The organism is Kitasatospora sp. NPDC088861, from assembly GCF_044750105.1.
Taxonomy (GTDB): Bacteria; Actinomycetota; Actinomycetes; order Streptomycetales; family Streptomycetaceae; genus Kitasatospora.
Window position 1 is genome coordinate 230,470 of sequence record NZ_JBIVJF010000004.1, and the last position, 17,865, is coordinate 248,334.

Below are 17,865 nucleotides of genomic sequence, written 5' to 3' on the forward strand. Positions count from 1 at the left end.
TTGTGATCTGTCAGCCGGCGGTCGACGGCGCTCAGCCGCCCACCGCGGCGCGGCGCCGTTCACGCAGCAGCTCGCGGGCGGCGCGCAGTGGTTCCGGGTCGGCCCAGCCGGGGATGTCGACCGGGGCGGCGAGGAATCCCCGCTCCCCGAGGAATCGTTCCTGCTGCGCCAGCAGCTCCAGGCGCTCCGCCGAGAGGTCCAGGTGCAGGGTGCGGTGGCTACCCGGCGCGTACGCCCCGGCCACGCCCTCGGCGCCCGCGCCGGTCTCGGCCCGCAGGATCCGCACCACCTCCGCCGGGTGCTCGGCCGCCCAGTCGGCGGCCTCCAGCAGAACGGCGAGGAAACGGGCGACCAGCTCCGGCTGCTCGTCCAGCAGTTGCTGGTGGACGGTGACCGGCCGGGGCGTCCCGTTGTTGACCCGGGCCCGGCGGTCCGGCACCGCGTCCAGCTCCACAGCCACCTCCGCCCCGACCCGGCGGGCCGCCTCGACGGCGAGCGCCCCCTTCACGTACACGGCGTCCACCACCCCGTCCCGCAGCGCGGCCAGCTCGCCGGCCCACTGCCCGCCGCCGGGTAGGCCCGGGACGTCGACCAGCTCGGCGTCGTCCAGCGTGAGCCCGGCGAGGCCGAGGGCGCCACGGAAGCCGGCCAGGGCCATCGCCCGCCAGAAGTCGATGCCGATGTCATGATGTGGGACCGCCAGCCGCAACCCGCGCAGGTCGCCGGGGCCGGTGATGCCGCTGCCGGCCCGGACCAGGACCACCTGGCGCTCCTCGATCCAGGTGAGGCCGACCAGCCGGGTCCGCTCGCCGTGCGAACGGGCCCACAGCGCCGGGACGTTGCCGCCCTCGCGGAACAGTCCGGTGAGCGCGTGGGTGTAGTGGTGGTCTGCGGCCACCTCCGGCGGGGCGTCCTGGAGCGAGCGGACGGCGATACCGTCGGCTGCGAACTCCCGGGCGAGCCAACCCTGGTCGGCGGCGATCCCGGTGGCGGTGGGCACCGGGCAGCGGGTGAACCAGAGGGTGTCGGGGGCACTGGGGGAAGGGCTGGGCACGGGGTGTGGTCCTCTGCGGAGGGGGCGGGTTCGGCGGGCGCCGGAAGGCTACGGGTCTGGGCACGCCGCGCGGGTCACGGGGCCCACGGCGTCGGGGAGTTGCACGAGATGGCGAGGCGGGCGGGTCGGGCGAGGCCGTGAGTCGCGCGAGGCGGGGAACGCCGGACGGTGCGGCGCGAGGGGAGCGTCAGCGACAACACGCGCAGGAGGCGGGGCACCGGTGGATCGTCACGGCGTCGCTCCTTCCTGCGGGTCGGGGTTGCGGGTGGTGCGCCGGGCGGCCGGCGTCCGGCGCGATGTGAGGAGCGTTCCACGACGATCGAGCCGGAGGCAAGGTTTTGCCACATGGTGGGATCACTTGTTCATCAACGCCATTCCATTGCAACGTCGTCGACACAATCCCGCAGCACTCGCTGCCCTACGCTGAGACTCCTCCCGGTGATCCAGCCGGATTCCCGAACCGAAACGCGAGGTGCCATGGCCGAGGCCGCCACCGCCGTCCAGGGCCCGCCGGCCGGTGCGCAGGCCGTCCAGCGTGCGCTGGGGCTGCTGCACTGCTTCCACGACAACGGCCCCGACCTGAGCGCCTCCGACCTGGCCCGCCGGATGGACCTCTCGGTCTCCACCGCGCACCGGCTGGCCCGGACGCTGGTGAGCGCCGGCTTCCTGGAGCAGGACGAGCAGACCGCGCGCTACCGGCTCGGCCCGGCGGTCGCCGAACTCGGCCAACTCACCTTCCACCAGCGCGGACTACACCTGGCCGCACCCGAGTTGGACAGGCTGTCCCGACGCACCGGTGCGACCGCGGACCTCGCGATCCGCAGCGGTCCGCACGCGGTCATCCTGGTGGGGGCCTCCGTCCGCCCGGACACCGGCCTCGGGCTGCGCCGGCCACTGCACTCCACGGCGCTCGGCAAGGTGCTGCTGGCCTGGCCGCGCCCGGGTGAGCCGGCGGTGTCGGCGCTCGGCCCGCTGCCGTCGTTCACCGACCGGACGATCACCGAACCGGCGCTGCTCGACGAGGAGTTGGCGAAGGTCCGGAGCTCCGGGTACGCACTCAACGACGGCGAGTCGGCTGCCGGAGTGCGGACGGTGGCCGTGCCCGTCCTGGACGGCACCGGGCAGGCCCGGTTCGCGCTGGCCGTCCGCTCGACCCCGGCGCACCTGACCGACGACCGCCTGGACTGGTTCCTGGGCCACGCCCGCACCTGCGCCGACGCACTCGCCGTCCTGCTGCTGCCGCCCGACCAGCGCGCCTGACGTCACGTCACAATGCCGCAGCGGGCTGCCCGTTCCACGAGGTCACGGGCAACCCGCCGCGGCAGGAGGTTCAGTGGCCGATCAGCCGGCCGGGGTGTACTTGTAGCCGACCCGACGGACCGTCACGATCGTGTCGCGGTAGACCGGTCCGAGCTTGCGGCGCAACCGGGCGACGTGCACGTCGACCGTGCGGCCATCGCCGACGTGGCCGTAACCCCAGACCGCCGAGACCAGGTGGTCCCGGGTGTGCACCCGCTGCGGGTGCTCGGTGAGGTGGGCGAGCAGCTCGAACTCCAGGTAGGTGAGGTCGAGCAGCCGCCCGTCGACGTAGGCGTTGCGCCGCTCCGCATCGACGGCGATGCCGCGCCCGGCCGGTCGGACCGGACGGACACCGCCCTGTGCGGGCACACTCACGGGCGCACCGGCGTGCGCACCGACGTGCTGCGCAGCCGAGGGCCCGCCGAGGGACGCGCCGGGAACCGCCGCCACCGGGCTGTCGGCCGGCACGAGCACCAGGTACCCGACCATCGGGTTCCCGGTACCGGCGCCGAACTGTGTGCCGTACTGGGCGAGCAGACCCTGCGGCAGTGCGCCCTGCGGCAGGGCGGCGACGACGGTCGCGCCCTCGGGCAGCGCGGCGAGCAGGGCAGCCGGCGCGGCCGGGAGGACCGCACCCGGCTGGGGTGCGACGCCCGCGCCCGCCGGACGGGACGGGGCCGCATGGGAGGACCGGACCGCTCCCCCGGGCCATCGCTCGGCGGCCGGCGAGCCGTGCGACAGCGGGGAGGCGGAGGAGCCCGGCGCGCCGGAGAGGCCGGACCCGGCCGGGAGGACGCCGGGGACGGAACGGACCGCGCGCAGGTGCGGGGTCGGGGAAGGCAGGGGCAGGGTGGCCGTGGATGAAGAAGACATGGTGTGCCGCTCATTTCGCGCGTGACGGACGGGGTGGAGTCGTCTGCGCGTCGACCGGGCGTACTGCCGGGCTGATCCGAAATCAGCCTGCGGAGGGCCGGGACGCGCTGGGCGAGCCCGGACACGTCTGATCGAACAGGTGCGGCTGCCGGGACGGCCAGAACGGCTCAAGGTCGAGGTGACCCTGGTGGCTGTCCCCGGCGCGGTTCGCGCGCCCGTTCCACCGCCTGGCCGGTCCACCGTCGCACAGCGCGGAGGCCGCCCCGGTCGAGCGGGGACGGCCGGCGATGCCGGGGGCGGGGCTGGTGCAGGCGATGTTCACTGGTGGTCTCTCCGCGAGGCGGGTCCGGATCGGCGGTCGCGGGCACGCCGGATGGGGCGGGTCCGCTACGGCCTGGTCGACGGGATTGGCGGTGCGTCAGACGGCGGCCGGGTGGGCCGGGATCGTCGGGGACGTACCGGGAAGGGGCCGGCCGGTCACCGACAACAGGCGCTGCAGATCAGCGCCTGGTCGATGTAGCGGCGGACGGTGAGCACCGGCGTGACGGGGGCGGGATCGGTCGTGGCACGTTGCTGGCCGACGGTCATCCTGCTGCCCTCCCCCTTGCTCTGCACAATGGCGCGTCGTCGTCGATGCGCGCCTTCGTGAACGGAACGTTTCCGGCCCTCCCGACGGCATGGCCGGGCGGCTTTCGTGCCCAGAGCCTTCCACGCCGGGCCGGTCTAGGCAACCTTCGGCACACCGAACGTCCGGGATGCGGACAACCGAATGAGACGTCGGGTGGCTCGGAGGCTCTGTGAAGCCTCTGTGCGGGTGCAGTGCCGAACCGGGGGCGCGGTGTCGTCAGACCGGGTCGCGGCGGCGCCAGGACCGGGGTGCGGCGGCGTCAGGTCCGGGCCGGGGCGCGGTGGCGACGGGCGGCGGCGTGCTCGACGAGCGCGACCAGGAGTTCCTTCCCGTCCTCCCGCAGGCGTGCGTCACACAGCAGCACGGGAATGTCCGGGTCGAGGTCGAGCGCGTCGCGGACCTCGTCCGGGGAGAACCGCTCGGTGCCGTCGAAGCAGTTCACCGCGACCACGAACGGGATGCCGCGCTGCTCGAAGAAGTCGACCGAGGGGAAGCAGTCGGCCAGCCGCCGGGTGTCCGCGAGCACCAGTGCGCCGAGCGCGCCGCGGGCCAACTCGTCCCAGACGAACCAGAACCGGTCCTGCCCGGGCGTGCCGAACAGGTACAGCGCGAGTCCGGGCCGCAGGTCGATCCGGCCGAAGTCCATCGCCACGGTGGTGGTGCGCTTCGCCTCCACGCCCGAGGTGTCGTCCACCGGGCGGCCCAGCTCGCTGAGCTCCTCCTCGGTGCGCAGCGGTCGGATCTCGCTCACCGAGCCGACCAGCGTGGTCTTGCCCGCGCCGAAGCCGCCCGCGACGAGGATCTTCACCGCGACGGCCGGGCCGCCGCGCCAGCGCGGGTCGTTGGCGCGACCGCCGGAGCTGTGGCCGACGGGGGTGCCGGGAGTGCCGGGAGTGCCGGGAGTGCCGCCACCAGAGGTACCGCCGGCGGCGGCGCGGCCGTCGTGGTCAGAGCGCACGGAGTCCATTGATCACGTCTCGCAGCAGGCGCTCGTCCGGCAGCTCGGCGAGCGGAACGGGTCGGGTGACGCTGATCAGCTCGGCGTCGTAGAGGTCGCCGAGCAGCACCCGGACGACGCTGACCGGCAGGTCGGTGTAGGAGCCGAGTTCGGCGACGGACAGCGGCTCGCGGCGGCACCAGGCCAGGAGGGTCTGGTGCTCCGGGTCGAGGACGTGCGCCGGCACGGCCCCCGCGTTCGGCCCGGGCTCGGCGGCGGTGATCAGCGAGATCAGGTCGAACAGGCCGTCCTCGACCGGCCGGGTGCGGCCGCGGGTCATCGAGTAGAGCCGCACGACCGGGCCGGCCTCGTCGTCGAACCAGCGGTCGTCGGCAGGGGCACGCGGGTGGAGCAGGTCGGACTCGGCCCCGTCCTGGCCCATCTGCTCCGCCACCTCCCCTGCCGTACCTGCCGTCCCGGCCGACGCGGCCGACGCGGCCGACGCGGCCGACGCGGCCGACGCGGCCGAGCCGCCCGAGCCGCCCGGCTCGGGCCACCCCGCCGCCTCAGCCTTCGGATCCGCCATCGGACCACTCATCTCCCCGGCGGCGCGGCTTCGGTGCGCGGCTCGGCGGCCAGGTGCTCGCCGACCCGCTTGACCAGCAGCGCCATCTCGTAGGCGATCTGGCCGATGTCGGCCTCGGCCTCGCTCAGCACGGCCAGGCAGCTGCCGTCACCGGCCGCCGTGATGAACAGGAACGCCTCGTCCAGTTCCACCATCGTCTGGCGGACCCCGCCGACCTTGAAGTGCCCGCCGGCGCCCTTGGCCAGGCTGTGGAACCCGGCCGCGACGGCCGCCAGGTGCTCGGCGTCCTCGCGGTCGAGGTCGCGGGAGGCGCCGGTGGCCAGGCCGTCGCTGGAGAGGATCACGGCGTGCCGCAGGGCCGCGACGCGCCCCACCAGGTCGTCCAGGAGCCAGTTGAGGTCCCCGGACGGCTGCGTCGAAGTGGTCATGAATCAGTTCCTTCCGATGGAGCGGGTGGTGCAGGTGGTGCTGTTGGTACAGGTGCTGCCGATGGTGCAGGTGTTGCCCATGGTTCAGGTATTGCCCTTGATGCAGGTGGCACGGGTCGTGCCGTGGGTGCGGGCGCCGGGTTCCGCCGGACGGGCGGGCCGGGCGGCACCCGACGGGCGAGCGGCGCCCGGGCACCGTCCGACGGCGCGGACAGCGCCGCCGGGGCGGGTGCCGGACTGATCGCCCGCCGGGCGGGGTCCGGCGGCTGCCAGACGGGTACGGCGACGGGCCGGGCACTCGCCGGGGCCGACCCGGACGTGGCGGCGCCGCGCCCCCGGGTGAAGCCGCGCTGGAACGAGGCGAAGGTGGCCCGCGCCTCCTCGGGCGAGCGCTCACGCGCCCGCTCGGCCTCCTGGGCCTCCCGGGCCCGGCGGGCGGCGAGCACGGCCTCGTCCTCGGGCCCGTGGTCGGTCCGGTCCCGGAGGCGCTCCTTCAGCTGCTCCTTGAGCTGCGGCGCGAGGTTCGCCTGCCGGACCCGCCGGGGCAGCCCGCCCTCGGTCCGCGGGCCTGCGACCAACGGCGGGTCCGCGGGCCCGTCGAGGACGGGAGCGGCCGTGGTCGGCTCGTCCCGACGGTGGCGCCCCGTCGCCGCACCGTCCTCGGTGTCCCTGGGCGGCGCGGGCACCAGCACCGGCCCGCCCTTGGTCCGCGAGGCCCGTCGCGGCAGCCCGCCCGGCGTCCGGGCAGGCTCGGACGTGGACGGCCGGGGACCGCCGCTGCCCCGGTGCCGCTCGTCCTCCCCCGCAACGGAACCGGCCCCGGACCCGGCACCGGCAGCGGCCCGAGCCGAGCCCTCCGCCGTACCGCCACCGCCACCGCCACCGCCACCACCGAGCGCGGGCACGGCGATCAGGTCGCGCTGTCCGCGCCGGACCGGGGCGGAGCGCTGTCCGGTGGGCGGCGGCTCGGGCAGGCCGTCCGGCGCCTCGGCGAGCAGTTCGCGCGGGATCAGCACGACCGCCGTCGTCCCGCCGTACGGGGACGGGCGCAGGTGGACCCGGATGCCGTGCCGCCGGGCCAGCCGGCTGACCACGAACAGGCCCAGCCGGTCGGTGTCGGCGAGGTCGAACTCCTGCTCCACAGCGAGGCGTTCGTTGATGTCGGCGAGGAGTTGATCGCTCAGCCCGAGCCCGCGGTCGTCGATCTCCAGCGCGAATCCGTGTGCCACCACCTCACCCTGGACGGTGACTTGGGTGGTCGGCGGGGAGAACACCGCGGCGTTCTCGACGAGTTCGGCGATCAGGTGGGTGACGTCCGCGACGGCGCTGCCCAGCAGGCCGGTGCCGGGGAACGGCCGGACGATCACCCGGGCGTAGTCCTCGACCTCGCCGACCGCCGCGCGGACCACGTCCACCATCCGGACCGGCTTGCGCCAGGCGCGCCCGGGCGAGCCGCCGGCGAGGATGATCAGGCCCTCGGCGTGCCGCCGCATGCGCGTGGTGAGGTGGTCGACCTTGAAGAGGTCGGCCAGCTCGGTCGGGTTCTCGGTGCGGCGCTCCATGGTGTCGAGCAGGGTGAGCTGGCGGTGCAGCAGCACCTGACTGCGCCGGGCCAGGTTGACGAACACCGCCGAGACGCCGCGCCGCAGTTCGGCCTGTTCGACCGCCGCCTCGACGGCGGCCCGCTGGACGGCGTTGAAGGCCTGGCCGACCTGGCCTATCTCGGCTGCCCCGAAGCGTAGTTCGGGCGCCTCGGCCGCGACGTCCACCGCCTCGCCCCGGCGCAGCCGCAGCATGACGGAGGGCAGCCGGGCGCCGGCCAGTTCGTTGGCCGCGTTGCGCAGTCCGATCAGTTCGCGGGCGAGGCCGCGCCCGATCCGGAAGGAGATCAGCACCGACAGGACGACCGCGACCAGGCCGATCGCGCCGGCGATGCCGCCCCGCCAGAGCAGCCCGATCGCGGCGGACCGTTCGCGCTCGCCGATCCCGTTGGCGATCCGGGTGTTGATCGAGGTGAGGTCACCGAGCGCCCGGTCGGCGGTCTCCCGCCAGGAGTCGCCGTTGATCGCCTGGGCGACCCGCTCGGGGCCGCCGGCGCCGACGAAGTCCGCTTCGGCGCGGGCCAGCGCGGCCCAGGCCTCGCCACCGCGCAGGGCGATGTAGTCGGACTGGTCGGCGGGTTCGAGTTCGGCGATGTAGACGGTGAACAGGGCCTGCTGGTTGTGCAGGGCGTCCAGGGCGATCTGGTACTGCTCGGCGGTGGGCTTGGCGGCGCCGCCGCGCAGGCCCTCCATCGCCGCGTCCTCCTGCGCGAGGTATTCGCGGGCGCGCACCAGCTCGATCAGGATGGTTCCCTGGCGCGGGAGTTGGCCGGTCTGCCGGGCGACGTAGGCGGACCGGAAGCCGAACACCGGCTTGACCAGGTCGCTGTACTGCCCCAGCGCGAACTCCCAGTTGAGCGCGGAGCGGCCGACCTGCGCGCGCAGCGGTCCGATCTGGTCGGCGGCGGCGATGATCTGCAGGAAGCGGCCGCGCTGGGAGCTGGAGAGCTTGCCGCCCACGTGGTCCTTCTTCTGCCGCAGGACGTCGAGGCTACGATCGGTGGCGGCCTTGGCGTATTCGTAGGCGTCCGTGGCGACCTGCGAGTTCGGGACGGCCAGTCGCTGGACGGCCGCGCGGCGCTCGTTCTGCAGATCGTCGGCGTACTGGTCGACCGGGGTCCCGAACTCCTTGTACGTACGGCTGATCTCCAGCTGGCCCCAGACGTCTCCGGTGGTGGCGAAGGTCGCGTACACCCACAGCGCGGTGAGCGCGACGATGGGCACCAGGAGCAGCGCGATGATCTTCGCGCGGATCGAGCTGCTGCGCAGACGCATGGAGTCCTCGGTCGGGAAGTGCCAGGCGCGGACGGGGAGCGGTTCGGAGGAGCCGCGGGGCTCGGCCGGAAAAGGCTTGGGAAAGGGCTTCGGAAAGGACTTCGGGTGCGGGCTTCGGAAATCGGCTTCGGGGCTGGTCGGCGTGGACGGTGTGTCGTCGGATCGGGCCTGGCCGGGAGGCCCCCGGTCGCAGGTCTGCGAGAGCCTACTACGCCCTGACCACTCGTTCGAGGGTCGAACCAGTCCACTTCCCCGGCTTGCCCCGCACACGTCAGGATCGGGTCCCGGTCACTGCGGGCTCGCGTCCGGATCATCCGCCGCCGCCCGGTTTGCCCGATCACCGAACGCACGCGGTTCCTCCCCGGCGGCGACACCTTCCGCAGGGACCGGTGCCGATCTCGTCGCGTCACGGTCACAACCCTGGGCAGTGACAGGCCGATCCGATAGTTTCGCTCCACCTGCGCGGCCCGGCACCGCCGCCACGGCCTCCGGCGCCGACACCGGTTCCGGCGCGGGCAGTGCCGCCGCGAGACGCCAACGGGGGGAATGTGCGCGAGTTCACCACCCCCGCCGTGGCCGGGCCCGAGGCCACCGGAGGACTCGCCGACTCGCTGTACGACACCGCCGAACGCACACCGGACCTGGTGCAGCTGGCCCGCCGCGTCGGCCCGCCGGGCCCCGCTGACTCCGCCGGACCCGCCGAGCACCGCGACGAGCACCGGGACGGGCACCGGTTCGGGCACCGGGGCGAGTGGCGGGGCGTCACCGCGCGGGAGTTCCGCGACGAGGTGCTCGCCCTCGCCAAGGGCCTGCTCACCCGGGGCGTGCGCTACGGCGACCGGGTCGCCCTGATGTCCCGCACCCGCTACGAGTGGACGCTGTTCGACTACGCGCTCTGGTCGATCGGCGCGATCACCGTCCCGGTCTACCCCACCGCGGCGGCCGAGCAGGTGCGCTGGATCCTCGCCGAGACCCAGGCGGTGGCCTGCCTGGTCGAGGACGAGGACGCCGCGATGACGGTCGGCGCGGTCTGCGACGCGCTGCCCGACCTCACCGGCATCTGGCAGCTGGACCGCGACTGCGTCGCCGCGATCACCGAGGACGGCCGTGACGTGCCCGACTCGCTCGTCCACCGCCAGCGGCTCGGCGTCACGGCCGGGAACGTCGCCACCGTCGTCTACACCTCGGGCACCACCGGCCGCCCCAAGGGCTGCCTGATCACCCACGCCAACCTGGCCGCCGAGGCCGACGCGCTGCTCGGCGGCTGGCGGGAGGCCTTCCACGACACCGGCGGCGGACAGCCGTCCACCCTGCTGTTCCTGCCGCTGGCACACGTCTACGGGCGGGCCGTGCAGGTCGCGGCGATCCGCGGCGGCTTCCGGATCGGACACGTCCCCGAGGTCTCCACCGACGCCCTGCTGCCCGCGATGGAGTCCTTCCGGCCGACCTTCCTGCACGTCGTCCCGTACGTCTTCGAAAAGATCTTCCAGCAGGCCCGGCGGGCCGCCGAGGACGCCGGGCGCGGCGAACTCTTCGAACAGGCCCGGCAGGTGGCCGTCGACTGGGCCGCCGCCCGGGAGCAGAAGGCGTTCGGGCGCGGACCCGGGCCCAGCCCCAAGCTGCGGCTGCGCCACCTCGCCTACGAGCGGACCGTCTACCAGCGGCTGCGGGCCGTACTCGGCGGCCGGGTGCGCAGCGTGATGTGCGGCGGCTCCGCGCTGCGCCGCGAACTCGGCCTCTTCTTCACCGGCGCCGGCCTGCACCTGTACGAGGGCTACGGGCTGACCGAGACGTCCGCCGCGATCACCGCCAACCCGATCGGGCGGCAGAAGCTGGGCACGGTCGGGCACCCGCTGCCGGGCTCGTCGGTGGCCCTCGCCGACGACGGCGAGGTCTGGGTGCGCGGCGGCTCGGTCTTCGGCGGCTACCTCAACCACCCGCAGTGCACGGCGGAGTCCCTGATCGACGGCTGGTTCGGGACGGGCGACCTGGGCCGGCTGGACGAGGACGGCTACCTGACCATCACCGGCCGCAAGAAGGACCTGATCGTCACCAGCAGCGGCAAGAACCTGGCCCCGTCGGCGCTGGAGGAGCGGGTGGCCGCGCATCCGCTGGTCTCCCAGTGCCTGGTGGTGGGCGACGACCGCCCGTACGTGGCCGCGCTGATCACGCTCGACCCGGCGGCGCTGGCGCACTGGTTGAAGACGCACAGGCTGGAGCAGCTGGACCCGTGGGCGGTGCTCGCGGACGAGCAGCTGCACACCGAGGTCCAGCGCGCGGTGGCGGCGGCGAACACGGCGGTGTCGCGGGCCGAGTCGATCCGCGCGTTCCGGCTGCTGCCCCGCGAGTTCAGCCAGGACCAGGGGCTGCTGACACCCTCCCTGAAGCTGCGCCGGGCGGCGATCGCCGAGTACTACGCCGATGACATCGCGGAGTTGTACGTCCCCTGACGGATCGTCTTGTCCCTTTTGCGGCGGGTGCGGTGGGCTTCGGTTCACCGGCCGTTCCCTTGACGGGCCGATTGGTCCAGTCCATTGTTTCTCCTCGGTCCGAGTGCGGCGCACCATCCGCTCCCGCCCCTCCGGGAGCACCCAGGTCCCGCGAGCCCGGTTCCAGGGGCCCGACCCAAGGCCCCGGTTCCAGGGTTCCGATTCCGCCACGCCCTCCCCACGGGCGTGTCCCCCACATGCAGGAGTCCTCTCGTGTCGATGTCCACGCGCCCGTCCGCGCGCCTGTCCACGCGCCAGTTCACGCGCCTGTCCGCGCGCCAGTCCACGCGCCAGTTCACGCGCCTGTCCGCGCTGGCCGCCTCCGTCGCGCTGCTCACCGCCTTCGCCGCCCCGGCGGCCTCCGCCACCCCCGGGCCCGCCCCGGCCGGCGCCCCGAGCGGTCCGAGCACCCCGAGCGGCCCGACCGTCAACCTGGCCACCAACCCCGGCTTCGAACTGCCCGTCCCCGACCTCTCCGACTGGGGCGCCGTCCCCGGCTGGAAGTGCACCGGCGGCCCGGCCGAGGCCGCCGTCACCACCACCGGCGCGCACTCCGGCGCCTCCGCACTCACCGTCACGCCGGCCACCGCCGACTCCACCGGCGAGTGCGCGCAGACCGTGGCCGTCCAGCCCAACACCACCTACACCGCCTCGGCCTGGGTCCGCGGCGCCTTCGTCTACCTGGGCGCCACCGGCACCGGCAGGGATGTCGCCCCGGCCTGGACCGAGACCACCGGCGGCGGCTGGCAGCAGCTCACCACCCGGTTCACCACCGGCCCGAACGCGCACAGCGTCCGGCTCTACGTCCACGGCTGGTACCAGCAGGGCCCGTTCTCGGTCGACGACGTCCGGGTGGACGGCCCCGCGCCCGCCCCGGCCGTGGCCGCCGGATCCGCGCCCACCAGCGACAAGGTCGTCTTCTTCACTGTCGACGACGGCTGGCAGCGCACCCCCGAGGCGGAGAAGTTCATCGCCGACCACCGGCTACCGATCACCGCCTTCCCGCTGCCGATGCCGGCCGGCACCGACCCCGACTTCTTCCGACGCGTCACGGCCGTGCCCGGCTCCTCCATCCAGGACCACAGCGTCTCCCACTCCGACCTCAGCAAACTGCCACTGGAGCAGCAGCAGATCGAGATCTGCGACGCCCGCGACGCCATGACCCGCCAGTTCGGCACCACGCCGGTGGCCTTCCGCCCGCCGTACTTCGCCTGGAACGCCGACACCCTCCAGGCCGCCGCCAACTGCGGCATCCGCACCGTGCTCACCGCCGACGCGGACTTCAGCTGGGGCGCGTCCAACATCTGGCACCCGGGCCTGTTGCAGCCGGGCGACGTCGTCCTGATGCACTGGACCGACACCCTCGCCGCCGACCTCCAGCGCGCCCTCGCCGCCGCTGACGCGGCCGGGCTCAAGCCGGCCGGCCTGGTCGACTACCTGCACTGACGCGTCGCCGTCGGCGGGCTCCCCAGGGCGCCCGCCGACGGGGGCACCCACTCACCGGGCTCCCGTCCACCGGCGGCCGGGATCAGCCGAAGACGTGCGCCATCCAGCCGCGCAGGCGCTCGTCGAAGTCGGCGGCGCCGGTGAAGTCGTTGGCCGGGATCACTCCGCCCTCGGCGTCTTCCTGCTCCTCCCAGCCGGCGGCGAGGTACTCGACGTCGGCCCAGCCGCCCCGGAACAGCACCACGTGCAGCTCGCCGCCGGACAGCGGGTCCACGACCTGGACGCCGACGGAGTCCGGGTCCGTGACGCGGGCGCGGTCCGTCTCCAGCGGCTGCGGCCACGGGGCCAGGGCGTCGCGCCAGGTGAGCGCGCCGACCCTCAGGCCGGCGGCCCGCCAGCGTACGGCCCGGGCGGCGATCCGCTCGGCGGCGTGGTCGAGGTCGACGATGCGCTCCACGACGGCGTTCCCTCCCCTTTCGTCGACGATCCCGGTCAGGGAACTTTCGTCGGCGATCTTGCTCGTTGACAGGGCGTCCGCGGCGTGGCTCTAATGGGGGCGTGCAGCGTGGCGCCGGCCACAGAGTAGTGGGCCGGCCGGCCGCCGGGCGAGCACCTTTTATCCGAGGGACGATGCGCGATGAGCACTTTCTCCGCTGCCCTGATCTGACGTAGGCGGTCACTGCGGTGTCCGCGTGCGCGCCCATGCACCGCGTGTGGCCGTGACTCCCAATCCCTGTAGGAGACTTCACCCACACTCATGTCCACACCCATGTCCACGAACCATGTCCACCAGTTCAACCAGAGCGTCATCGAGGAGTTCCGCGCCAACGGCGGGCGGGTGGGCGGCCCGTTCGAGGGCGGCGACCTGCTGCTGCTCACCACGGCCGGGGCCGGCTCGGGCAAGCCGCACACCGTGCCGCTCGGATACGTCCGGGCCGAGGGGCTGCTCCTGGTCGTCGCCTCCGCCGCCGGGGCGCCGGACCACCCGCAGTGGTACCGCAACCTGCTCGCCCGACCGGTGGTCCGGGTCGAACTCGGCTCCGAGGCGTTCGACGTGATCGCCGTACCCGCCGAAGGCGCCCGACGGGAGCGGCTGTTCGCGGCTGTCGTCCGGCAGGCGCCCGGGTACGGCGACTACCAGGCGAACACCGACCGGGAACTACCGGTGGTCGTCCTGGAGCGGCCCGAGACACCCGCGCGCGAGGTGCGCAGCCTCGCCGACAAGCTGTTGGAGGCGCACACCTGGCTGCGCGCGCAGCTACGCCACGTCCGGGAGGAGGCGCACTCGCACATCGCGGGCCGACCGGCCGGCCTCGGGCTCCAACTGCGCCAGCACTGCCTCGCCTTCTGCGAGGGGCTGACGCACCACCACGCCGGCGAGGACGCCGCGATCTTCCCCGCGCTCGCGCGCAACCACCCGGAACTGGCCGGGGTGCTGGAACAGCTGGGCGAACAGCACCTGGTGATCGGGCGGATCAGGGAGGAGCTGGTGGCGCTGCTGGCCGGGATCGAGGTCACCGAACCGGACCGGCTCCGGGCCGAGTTGGACCGGATGTCGGCCGAGCTGGAGGCGCACCTCGACTACGAGGAAGCGGAACTGCTGCCGACGCTCGCCGGGATCCCGTTCCCGCCGCTGCGGCCCGGTCCGGCCCGGGACTGAGACGCACGAATGCCGTCGGCCCCTCTCCCCGCGCTCGGGGAGAGGGGCCGACGGCCCGTGTGCCGGTTCGGCGGCGCCCTGAAGCGACGGCCTACCGGCGCGAAGCCGTTACGACTGGGTGAAGACCGGGAGGTAGCCACCGGACTGGCCGGCGGCCTTCGGGTGGTAGCTCTCGTCGACCGGCAGGGTGGCGCTGTTCAGCCAGGTGGTCTGCGAGCCGCAGATCTCGTGCTCGGTGAAGATGCCGCGCACGTCGCCGAAGCTGAAGCCGGCGTTGGCGACCCGCTTGGCGATGACCTCGTCCAGCGTGTCGGCGGCACCGTTGATCGCGGCGCGCTTGGTGTCACTGATGCCGAGGATGCAGCTGCCGCCGATCTTGTAGAGGTGCGGGTAACCCAGCACCACCACGTGGGCGTTCGGCGCCTTGGCGTGGATCGTCGAGTACACCTTGTCCAGCTGGGCGGGCAGGGTGTTGCGGGCGTAGTTCTGGGCCGTGCTGACGGCGCTGAGGCAGGTGCTGTCCGACTCCAGCACGCAGGTCTTCATGGTGTCGGCGAAGCCGGCGTCATTGCCGCCGACCGACAGGCTGACCAGCGTGGTGCTGGAGCTCAGCGCGGAGAGCTGGTTGCTGAGGACGTCTCCGGTTCTGGCGCCGGAACACGCGACGAACGAGAAGGACGACGGCGAGTGCGCGTTCTTCCACAGGTACGGGTAGGCGTTGGTGCTTCGCTTGCAGTTGCCGCTGTCGCTCAGGTAGCTGCCGGCACCGACACCGGCGGAGTAGGAGTCCCCGAGAGCGACGTAGTTGACGCTCGCCGCATTCGCGGATGACGCGGTGAACAACGTGGTCAGAGTGAGCAGAGCCGCTATCGCGGCAACGGACATGGCGCGAGCTGGACGGAGCATGGCACCTCCTGGTGTGGTATGGGTCACAGAAGTGATACCAGGCAGTAGGTGAACCGGGAAGCGCTCATGCCAAGGACATTGACGGGCTGTCCGACAACGCAGAAGTGAACCACCGTCCACAGGGCGTGAGTTGGCGCTGGTCAGCGCCGGTGTACGCCGACCGGCGTCGGTCATCGCGCGTAGACGGTGGTCGGTGAAAAAGTCAGCGAGTGGTCAGTTGGTAGTCAGGGCACGGCCAGGACACCGTTACGGCCCGGCCACCGCCGGGCCACCCGCCGTACGACGCGTCGCGGGGTGCCGGGGCTCGCCATGGCACAGCGCGCCGAGAACCGGCGCGAACCGGCGCGACACGAACCGACCCCGCACGAACCGACCCCGGGCGCAAGGGCGTCAGCGCACGCGGACTCCGACGCACGCGACTCCGGCTCGAAACCCTGACCACGGATCAGACGGACGGCGCCGGCACCCGGCATCCCCTCCTCGGGCTACGCGAGGCCCGGGTGAGGCTCGCTCGGGCACACCGCATCCGGGTGGACGGCATCCGAGTAACCGGCGTCCGAGCACACCGCATCCGGATAGACGGCGCCGGGGAAGACCACGCAGCCCTCCACCGGCAGCTCCTCGATCGCCTCGTTCGCGGCGACCGGCACGCCGAGCCGGCGGGCGGCGGTGGCGACCGCCACCCGGGCCTGGCGCAGCCCGGGCGCGCCCCAGCCGAGCAGCTCGACGGCGAGTCCGGGCGCGACCAGCAGCCGCCGGTAGTGCCGGCCGGAGGCCGGGTCGGCCGCGCTCGGGCCGACCGCGCGCAGCGCCGCCGCCATCCGGACCCGCGCGCACTCGTGCCCGCCGTTGGCCGAGCCGACCCGGTCGTAGAGGTAACCGAGGTAGTACGGTCGGCCGATCACGGCCTGGGCCTCCTCGGCCGCCTCCCGAGCCAGCGCGGAGGCCGGATCCCCGGCGTCCTCCGGCTCCAGCGATCCGCCGGGGAGCGAGCAGATCCCGTCCCTGGGGTTGACCAGGGTCAGCACCCGCCCGTCGGGAGCGAACAGCCACCCCCAGGACTGCTTCACCGGCAGCCCCTCGGGCACCTGCTCGCCCGGCCGCCACGGCCACCCCGCCGTGGGACGCCGGCGCACCCTGCCGAGCAGCTCGGCGATCTCCGCGCTGTACTCGATCCGGCTCATGCGTCCCCCTCTCGCTGTCGGGCTCGCCGGACCGGCAGTGCGCGGGACGGACCTGCGGAGCACGGTACGGAGCGGAGCGGCCGGAGCGGCGGCGTGGGGCACCACGCGCTCCTGCTGTTGATCTTCTCCGAATCTTCCCCGAACAGGCGGTCGATGAACAGTCCCCAGCGCCGCATGGTGGATGACAGGGGTGGAAACCCCCTGATCACCCCAGCGGCCCACCCCCCTCCCCCGGCCCAGCCGAGCCGGGCTCCGGGAAGCCCGGCAGCGGGAAGCCCGGTCGCGGGACCACCCCGGGCGGGAACGGCAGCCCGCGCGCCGCGTCGTCGGCCAGCTCGTCGAACACCTCGTGCACCGTCATCGGCCGCAACCGCCCGCTGGCCAGCGCCCAACCGCGCACCCACGGCCCGTCCGAGGCCGGGGCCCCGGGCGCCGGGACGCCCGGATCGCCGTGCAGCAGCAACGCCCCCGCCCCACCACCGGCGACCCCCGCCGCCAGCGTGACGCAGAACGCCTCGGTGTCCCGCCCGGCGGGGTAGAGGCCGCCCGCCTCCACACAGACCTCCACCGCCGAGCTGAGCTGCTCGCCGTCCTCCGGGCCGTGGCAGCGCAGCGTCAGCAGGTGGCAACCCTCCCCCGCGCCCTCGGCCAGCGCGAGGTAGACCGACGTCACGTACCCCATCACCGCCGCCAGCCGCCGCTGCCCGTCCGGGTCGTCGCCGACCGCCTCCAGCAGGGCCACGCCCGCGACGGACATCCGCACCCGCGCCCGGTGGTCGTCCAGCAGGACCGGGAGCAGTTCGGCCAGCCGCTCCCCCGCGTAGACGAAGGGCTCCCCGGCCAGCTCCGGATCGCCCGCGTACGCGACCCGGGCGGCGGGCGTCCGGGGGTCGAGGCCGAGCGCCGTGCAGTAGTCCTCGTAGTCACCCGCCTCCAGGACCCGCAAGTGCACCTCCAGGCCCTGCGCGTGCAGGGCCCTCAGCTGCTCCTCCGAGCGCCGCAGGTACTCCTGGTGGGCGAGCCGGCCGAACAACCCGTACCGCGCGAGGCCGGCGAAGTCGGCCGCAGCCGCCGCCAGCGCGACCGCCACCGGCTGCGGCGGCGGAGCACCCCGGGCCCGCCCGCCGCGGCGCCCCCGCGCACCCGCCCCGCCCGCACGCCCTCCCGGCGGCCGGTCACCACCGGACGGCCGGGCCCCACCGGGAGCGCCCGGCCCACCGTCCGCCCCGGCCCGCCGCCCGGCGCGCAGCAGCACCCGCCGGCGGACCCGCGACCGCCCGAAGACATCCACGGCCCCTGAACACTCGGAACCCCCGGGGCCCCCACAACGCCCCGCACAACGCTCCGCAACCCCGGAGCCCTCACGACCCGACGACCACACCCGCATGGTTCCTCCCACCGACTAGCCCAGCACCGGACACCGCCGACGGCCCCGACCCCGGAACCGCCGACGTCGAGGAACATACACAGAGCCACTGACAATCCACCCCGAGTAATCG

14 protein-coding genes are annotated in these 17,865 nt (G+C 74.0%); 4 read left to right on the forward strand and 10 right to left on the reverse strand.

All coding sequences use genetic code 11. The features are described 5' to 3' along the window. Positions 1–31: 31 nt before the first annotated feature. Positions 32–1,054, reverse strand: a complete 1,023-nt coding sequence (locus tag ACIP37_RS10240; protein WP_400804988.1) for an ABC transporter substrate-binding protein — start codon at positions 1,052–1,054, stop codon at positions 32–34. 477 nt (positions 1,055–1,531) lie between these two features. Between ACIP37_RS10240 and ACIP37_RS10245 the strand changes: the two genes are divergently transcribed. Then, on the forward strand, positions 1,532–2,314 hold the full coding sequence (locus ACIP37_RS10245; RefSeq protein ID WP_363579304.1) for an IclR family transcriptional regulator: 783 nt from the start codon (positions 1,532–1,534) through the stop codon (positions 2,312–2,314). A gap of 81 nt (positions 2,315–2,395) precedes the next feature. On the opposite strand, the gene ACIP37_RS10250 is transcribed toward ACIP37_RS10245, so the two are convergent. The 5 genes from ACIP37_RS10250 to ACIP37_RS10270 form a co-directional block, all read right to left on the reverse strand. Next, positions 2,396–3,226, reverse strand: a complete 831-nt coding sequence (locus ACIP37_RS10250; RefSeq protein WP_400804987.1) for a winged helix-turn-helix domain-containing protein — start codon at positions 3,224–3,226, stop codon at positions 2,396–2,398. A gap of 887 nt (positions 3,227–4,113) precedes the next feature. Further along, positions 4,114–4,662, reverse strand: coding sequence for an ATP/GTP-binding protein (locus ACIP37_RS10255; RefSeq protein WP_350875683.1), 549 nt, complete (start codon positions 4,660–4,662; stop codon positions 4,114–4,116). A gap of 139 nt (positions 4,663–4,801) precedes the next feature. Further along, complete coding sequence (locus ACIP37_RS10260; protein WP_400804985.1) at positions 4,802–5,377, reverse strand: DUF742 domain-containing protein; 576 nt, start codon at positions 5,375–5,377, stop codon at positions 4,802–4,804. An 8-nt stretch (positions 5,378–5,385) separates the two neighbouring features. Beyond that, positions 5,386–5,805: a roadblock/LC7 domain-containing protein gene (locus ACIP37_RS10265; protein ID WP_063349983.1), complete on the reverse strand. Its 420-nt coding sequence runs from the start codon at positions 5,803–5,805 to the stop codon at positions 5,386–5,388. Continuing rightward, positions 5,802–8,681: a nitrate- and nitrite sensing domain-containing protein gene (locus tag ACIP37_RS10270; protein ID WP_400804984.1), complete on the reverse strand. Its 2,880-nt coding sequence runs from the start codon at positions 8,679–8,681 to the stop codon at positions 5,802–5,804. Before ACIP37_RS10270 ends, ACIP37_RS10265 begins: the two co-directional genes overlap by 4 nt. A gap of 548 nt (positions 8,682–9,229) precedes the next feature. Between ACIP37_RS10270 and ACIP37_RS10275 the strand changes: the two genes are divergently transcribed. Next, a complete protein-coding gene (locus ACIP37_RS10275) occupies positions 9,230–11,131 on the forward strand; it encodes an AMP-dependent synthetase/ligase (RefSeq protein WP_400804982.1) in 1,902 nt (633 codons plus the stop codon). Between the two features lie 258 nt (positions 11,132–11,389). Next, complete coding sequence (locus ACIP37_RS10280; protein WP_400805284.1) at positions 11,390–12,616, forward strand: polysaccharide deacetylase family protein; 1,227 nt, start codon at positions 11,390–11,392, stop codon at positions 12,614–12,616. Between the two features lie 82 nt (positions 12,617–12,698). Here the strand turns inward: ACIP37_RS10280 and ACIP37_RS10285 are convergent, their stop codons facing one another. Continuing rightward, positions 12,699–13,073, reverse strand: a complete 375-nt coding sequence (locus ACIP37_RS10285) for a hypothetical protein (RefSeq protein ID WP_400804980.1) — start codon at positions 13,071–13,073, stop codon at positions 12,699–12,701. A gap of 312 nt (positions 13,074–13,385) precedes the next feature. Between ACIP37_RS10285 and ACIP37_RS10290 the strand changes: the two genes are divergently transcribed. Then, positions 13,386–14,276, forward strand: a complete 891-nt coding sequence (locus ACIP37_RS10290) for a nitroreductase/quinone reductase family protein (protein ID WP_400804978.1) — start codon at positions 13,386–13,388, stop codon at positions 14,274–14,276. A gap of 108 nt (positions 14,277–14,384) precedes the next feature. Here ACIP37_RS10290 and ACIP37_RS10295 read toward each other — a convergent pair whose 3' ends face one another. The 3 genes from ACIP37_RS10295 to ACIP37_RS10305 all read right to left on the reverse strand — a co-directional run bounded on the left by ACIP37_RS10295 (position 14,385) and on the right by ACIP37_RS10305 (position 17,456). Further along, positions 14,385–15,182 (reverse strand): SGNH/GDSL hydrolase family protein, encoded by a 798-nt coding sequence (locus ACIP37_RS10295; RefSeq protein ID WP_400804976.1) that lies wholly within the window; start codon positions 15,180–15,182, stop codon positions 14,385–14,387. A gap of 485 nt (positions 15,183–15,667) precedes the next feature. Further along, positions 15,668–16,366 carry a hypothetical protein gene (locus tag ACIP37_RS10300; RefSeq protein WP_400804974.1) on the reverse strand — a complete coding sequence of 233 codons (699 nt, stop codon included), beginning with the start codon at positions 16,364–16,366 and terminating at the stop codon, positions 15,668–15,670. Positions 16,367–16,571: 205 nt separating this feature from the next. Then, on the reverse strand, positions 16,572–17,456 hold the full coding sequence (locus ACIP37_RS10305; RefSeq protein ID WP_400804972.1) for a hypothetical protein: 885 nt from the start codon (positions 17,454–17,456) through the stop codon (positions 16,572–16,574). Positions 17,457–17,865: the final 409 nt, after the last annotated feature.

Coding starts and splice junctions, on each gene's coding strand:
- ACIP37_RS10290 (WP_400804978.1), top strand. CDS start 13,386: ATGTCCACGAACCATGTCCACCAGTTCAACCAGAGCGTCATCGAGGAG.
- ACIP37_RS10270 (WP_400804984.1), bottom strand. CDS start 8,681: ATGCGTCTGCGCAGCAGCTCGATCCGCGCGAAGATCATCGCGCTGCTC.
- ACIP37_RS10295 (WP_400804976.1), bottom strand. CDS start 15,182: ATGCTCCGTCCAGCTCGCGCCATGTCCGTTGCCGCGATAGCGGCTCTG.
- ACIP37_RS10265 (WP_063349983.1), bottom strand. CDS start 5,805: ATGACCACTTCGACGCAGCCGTCCGGGGACCTCAACTGGCTCCTGGAC.
- ACIP37_RS10260 (WP_400804985.1), bottom strand. CDS start 5,377: ATGGCGGATCCGAAGGCTGAGGCGGCGGGGTGGCCCGAGCCGGGCGGC.
- ACIP37_RS10245 (WP_363579304.1), top strand. CDS start 1,532: ATGGCCGAGGCCGCCACCGCCGTCCAGGGCCCGCCGGCCGGTGCGCAG.
- ACIP37_RS10250 (WP_400804987.1), bottom strand. CDS start 3,226: ATGTCTTCTTCATCCACGGCCACCCTGCCCCTGCCTTCCCCGACCCCG.
- ACIP37_RS10280 (WP_400805284.1), top strand. CDS start 11,390: ATGTCCACGCGCCCGTCCGCGCGCCTGTCCACGCGCCAGTTCACGCGC.
- ACIP37_RS10300 (WP_400804974.1), bottom strand. CDS start 16,366: ATGAGCCGGATCGAGTACAGCGCGGAGATCGCCGAGCTGCTCGGCAGG.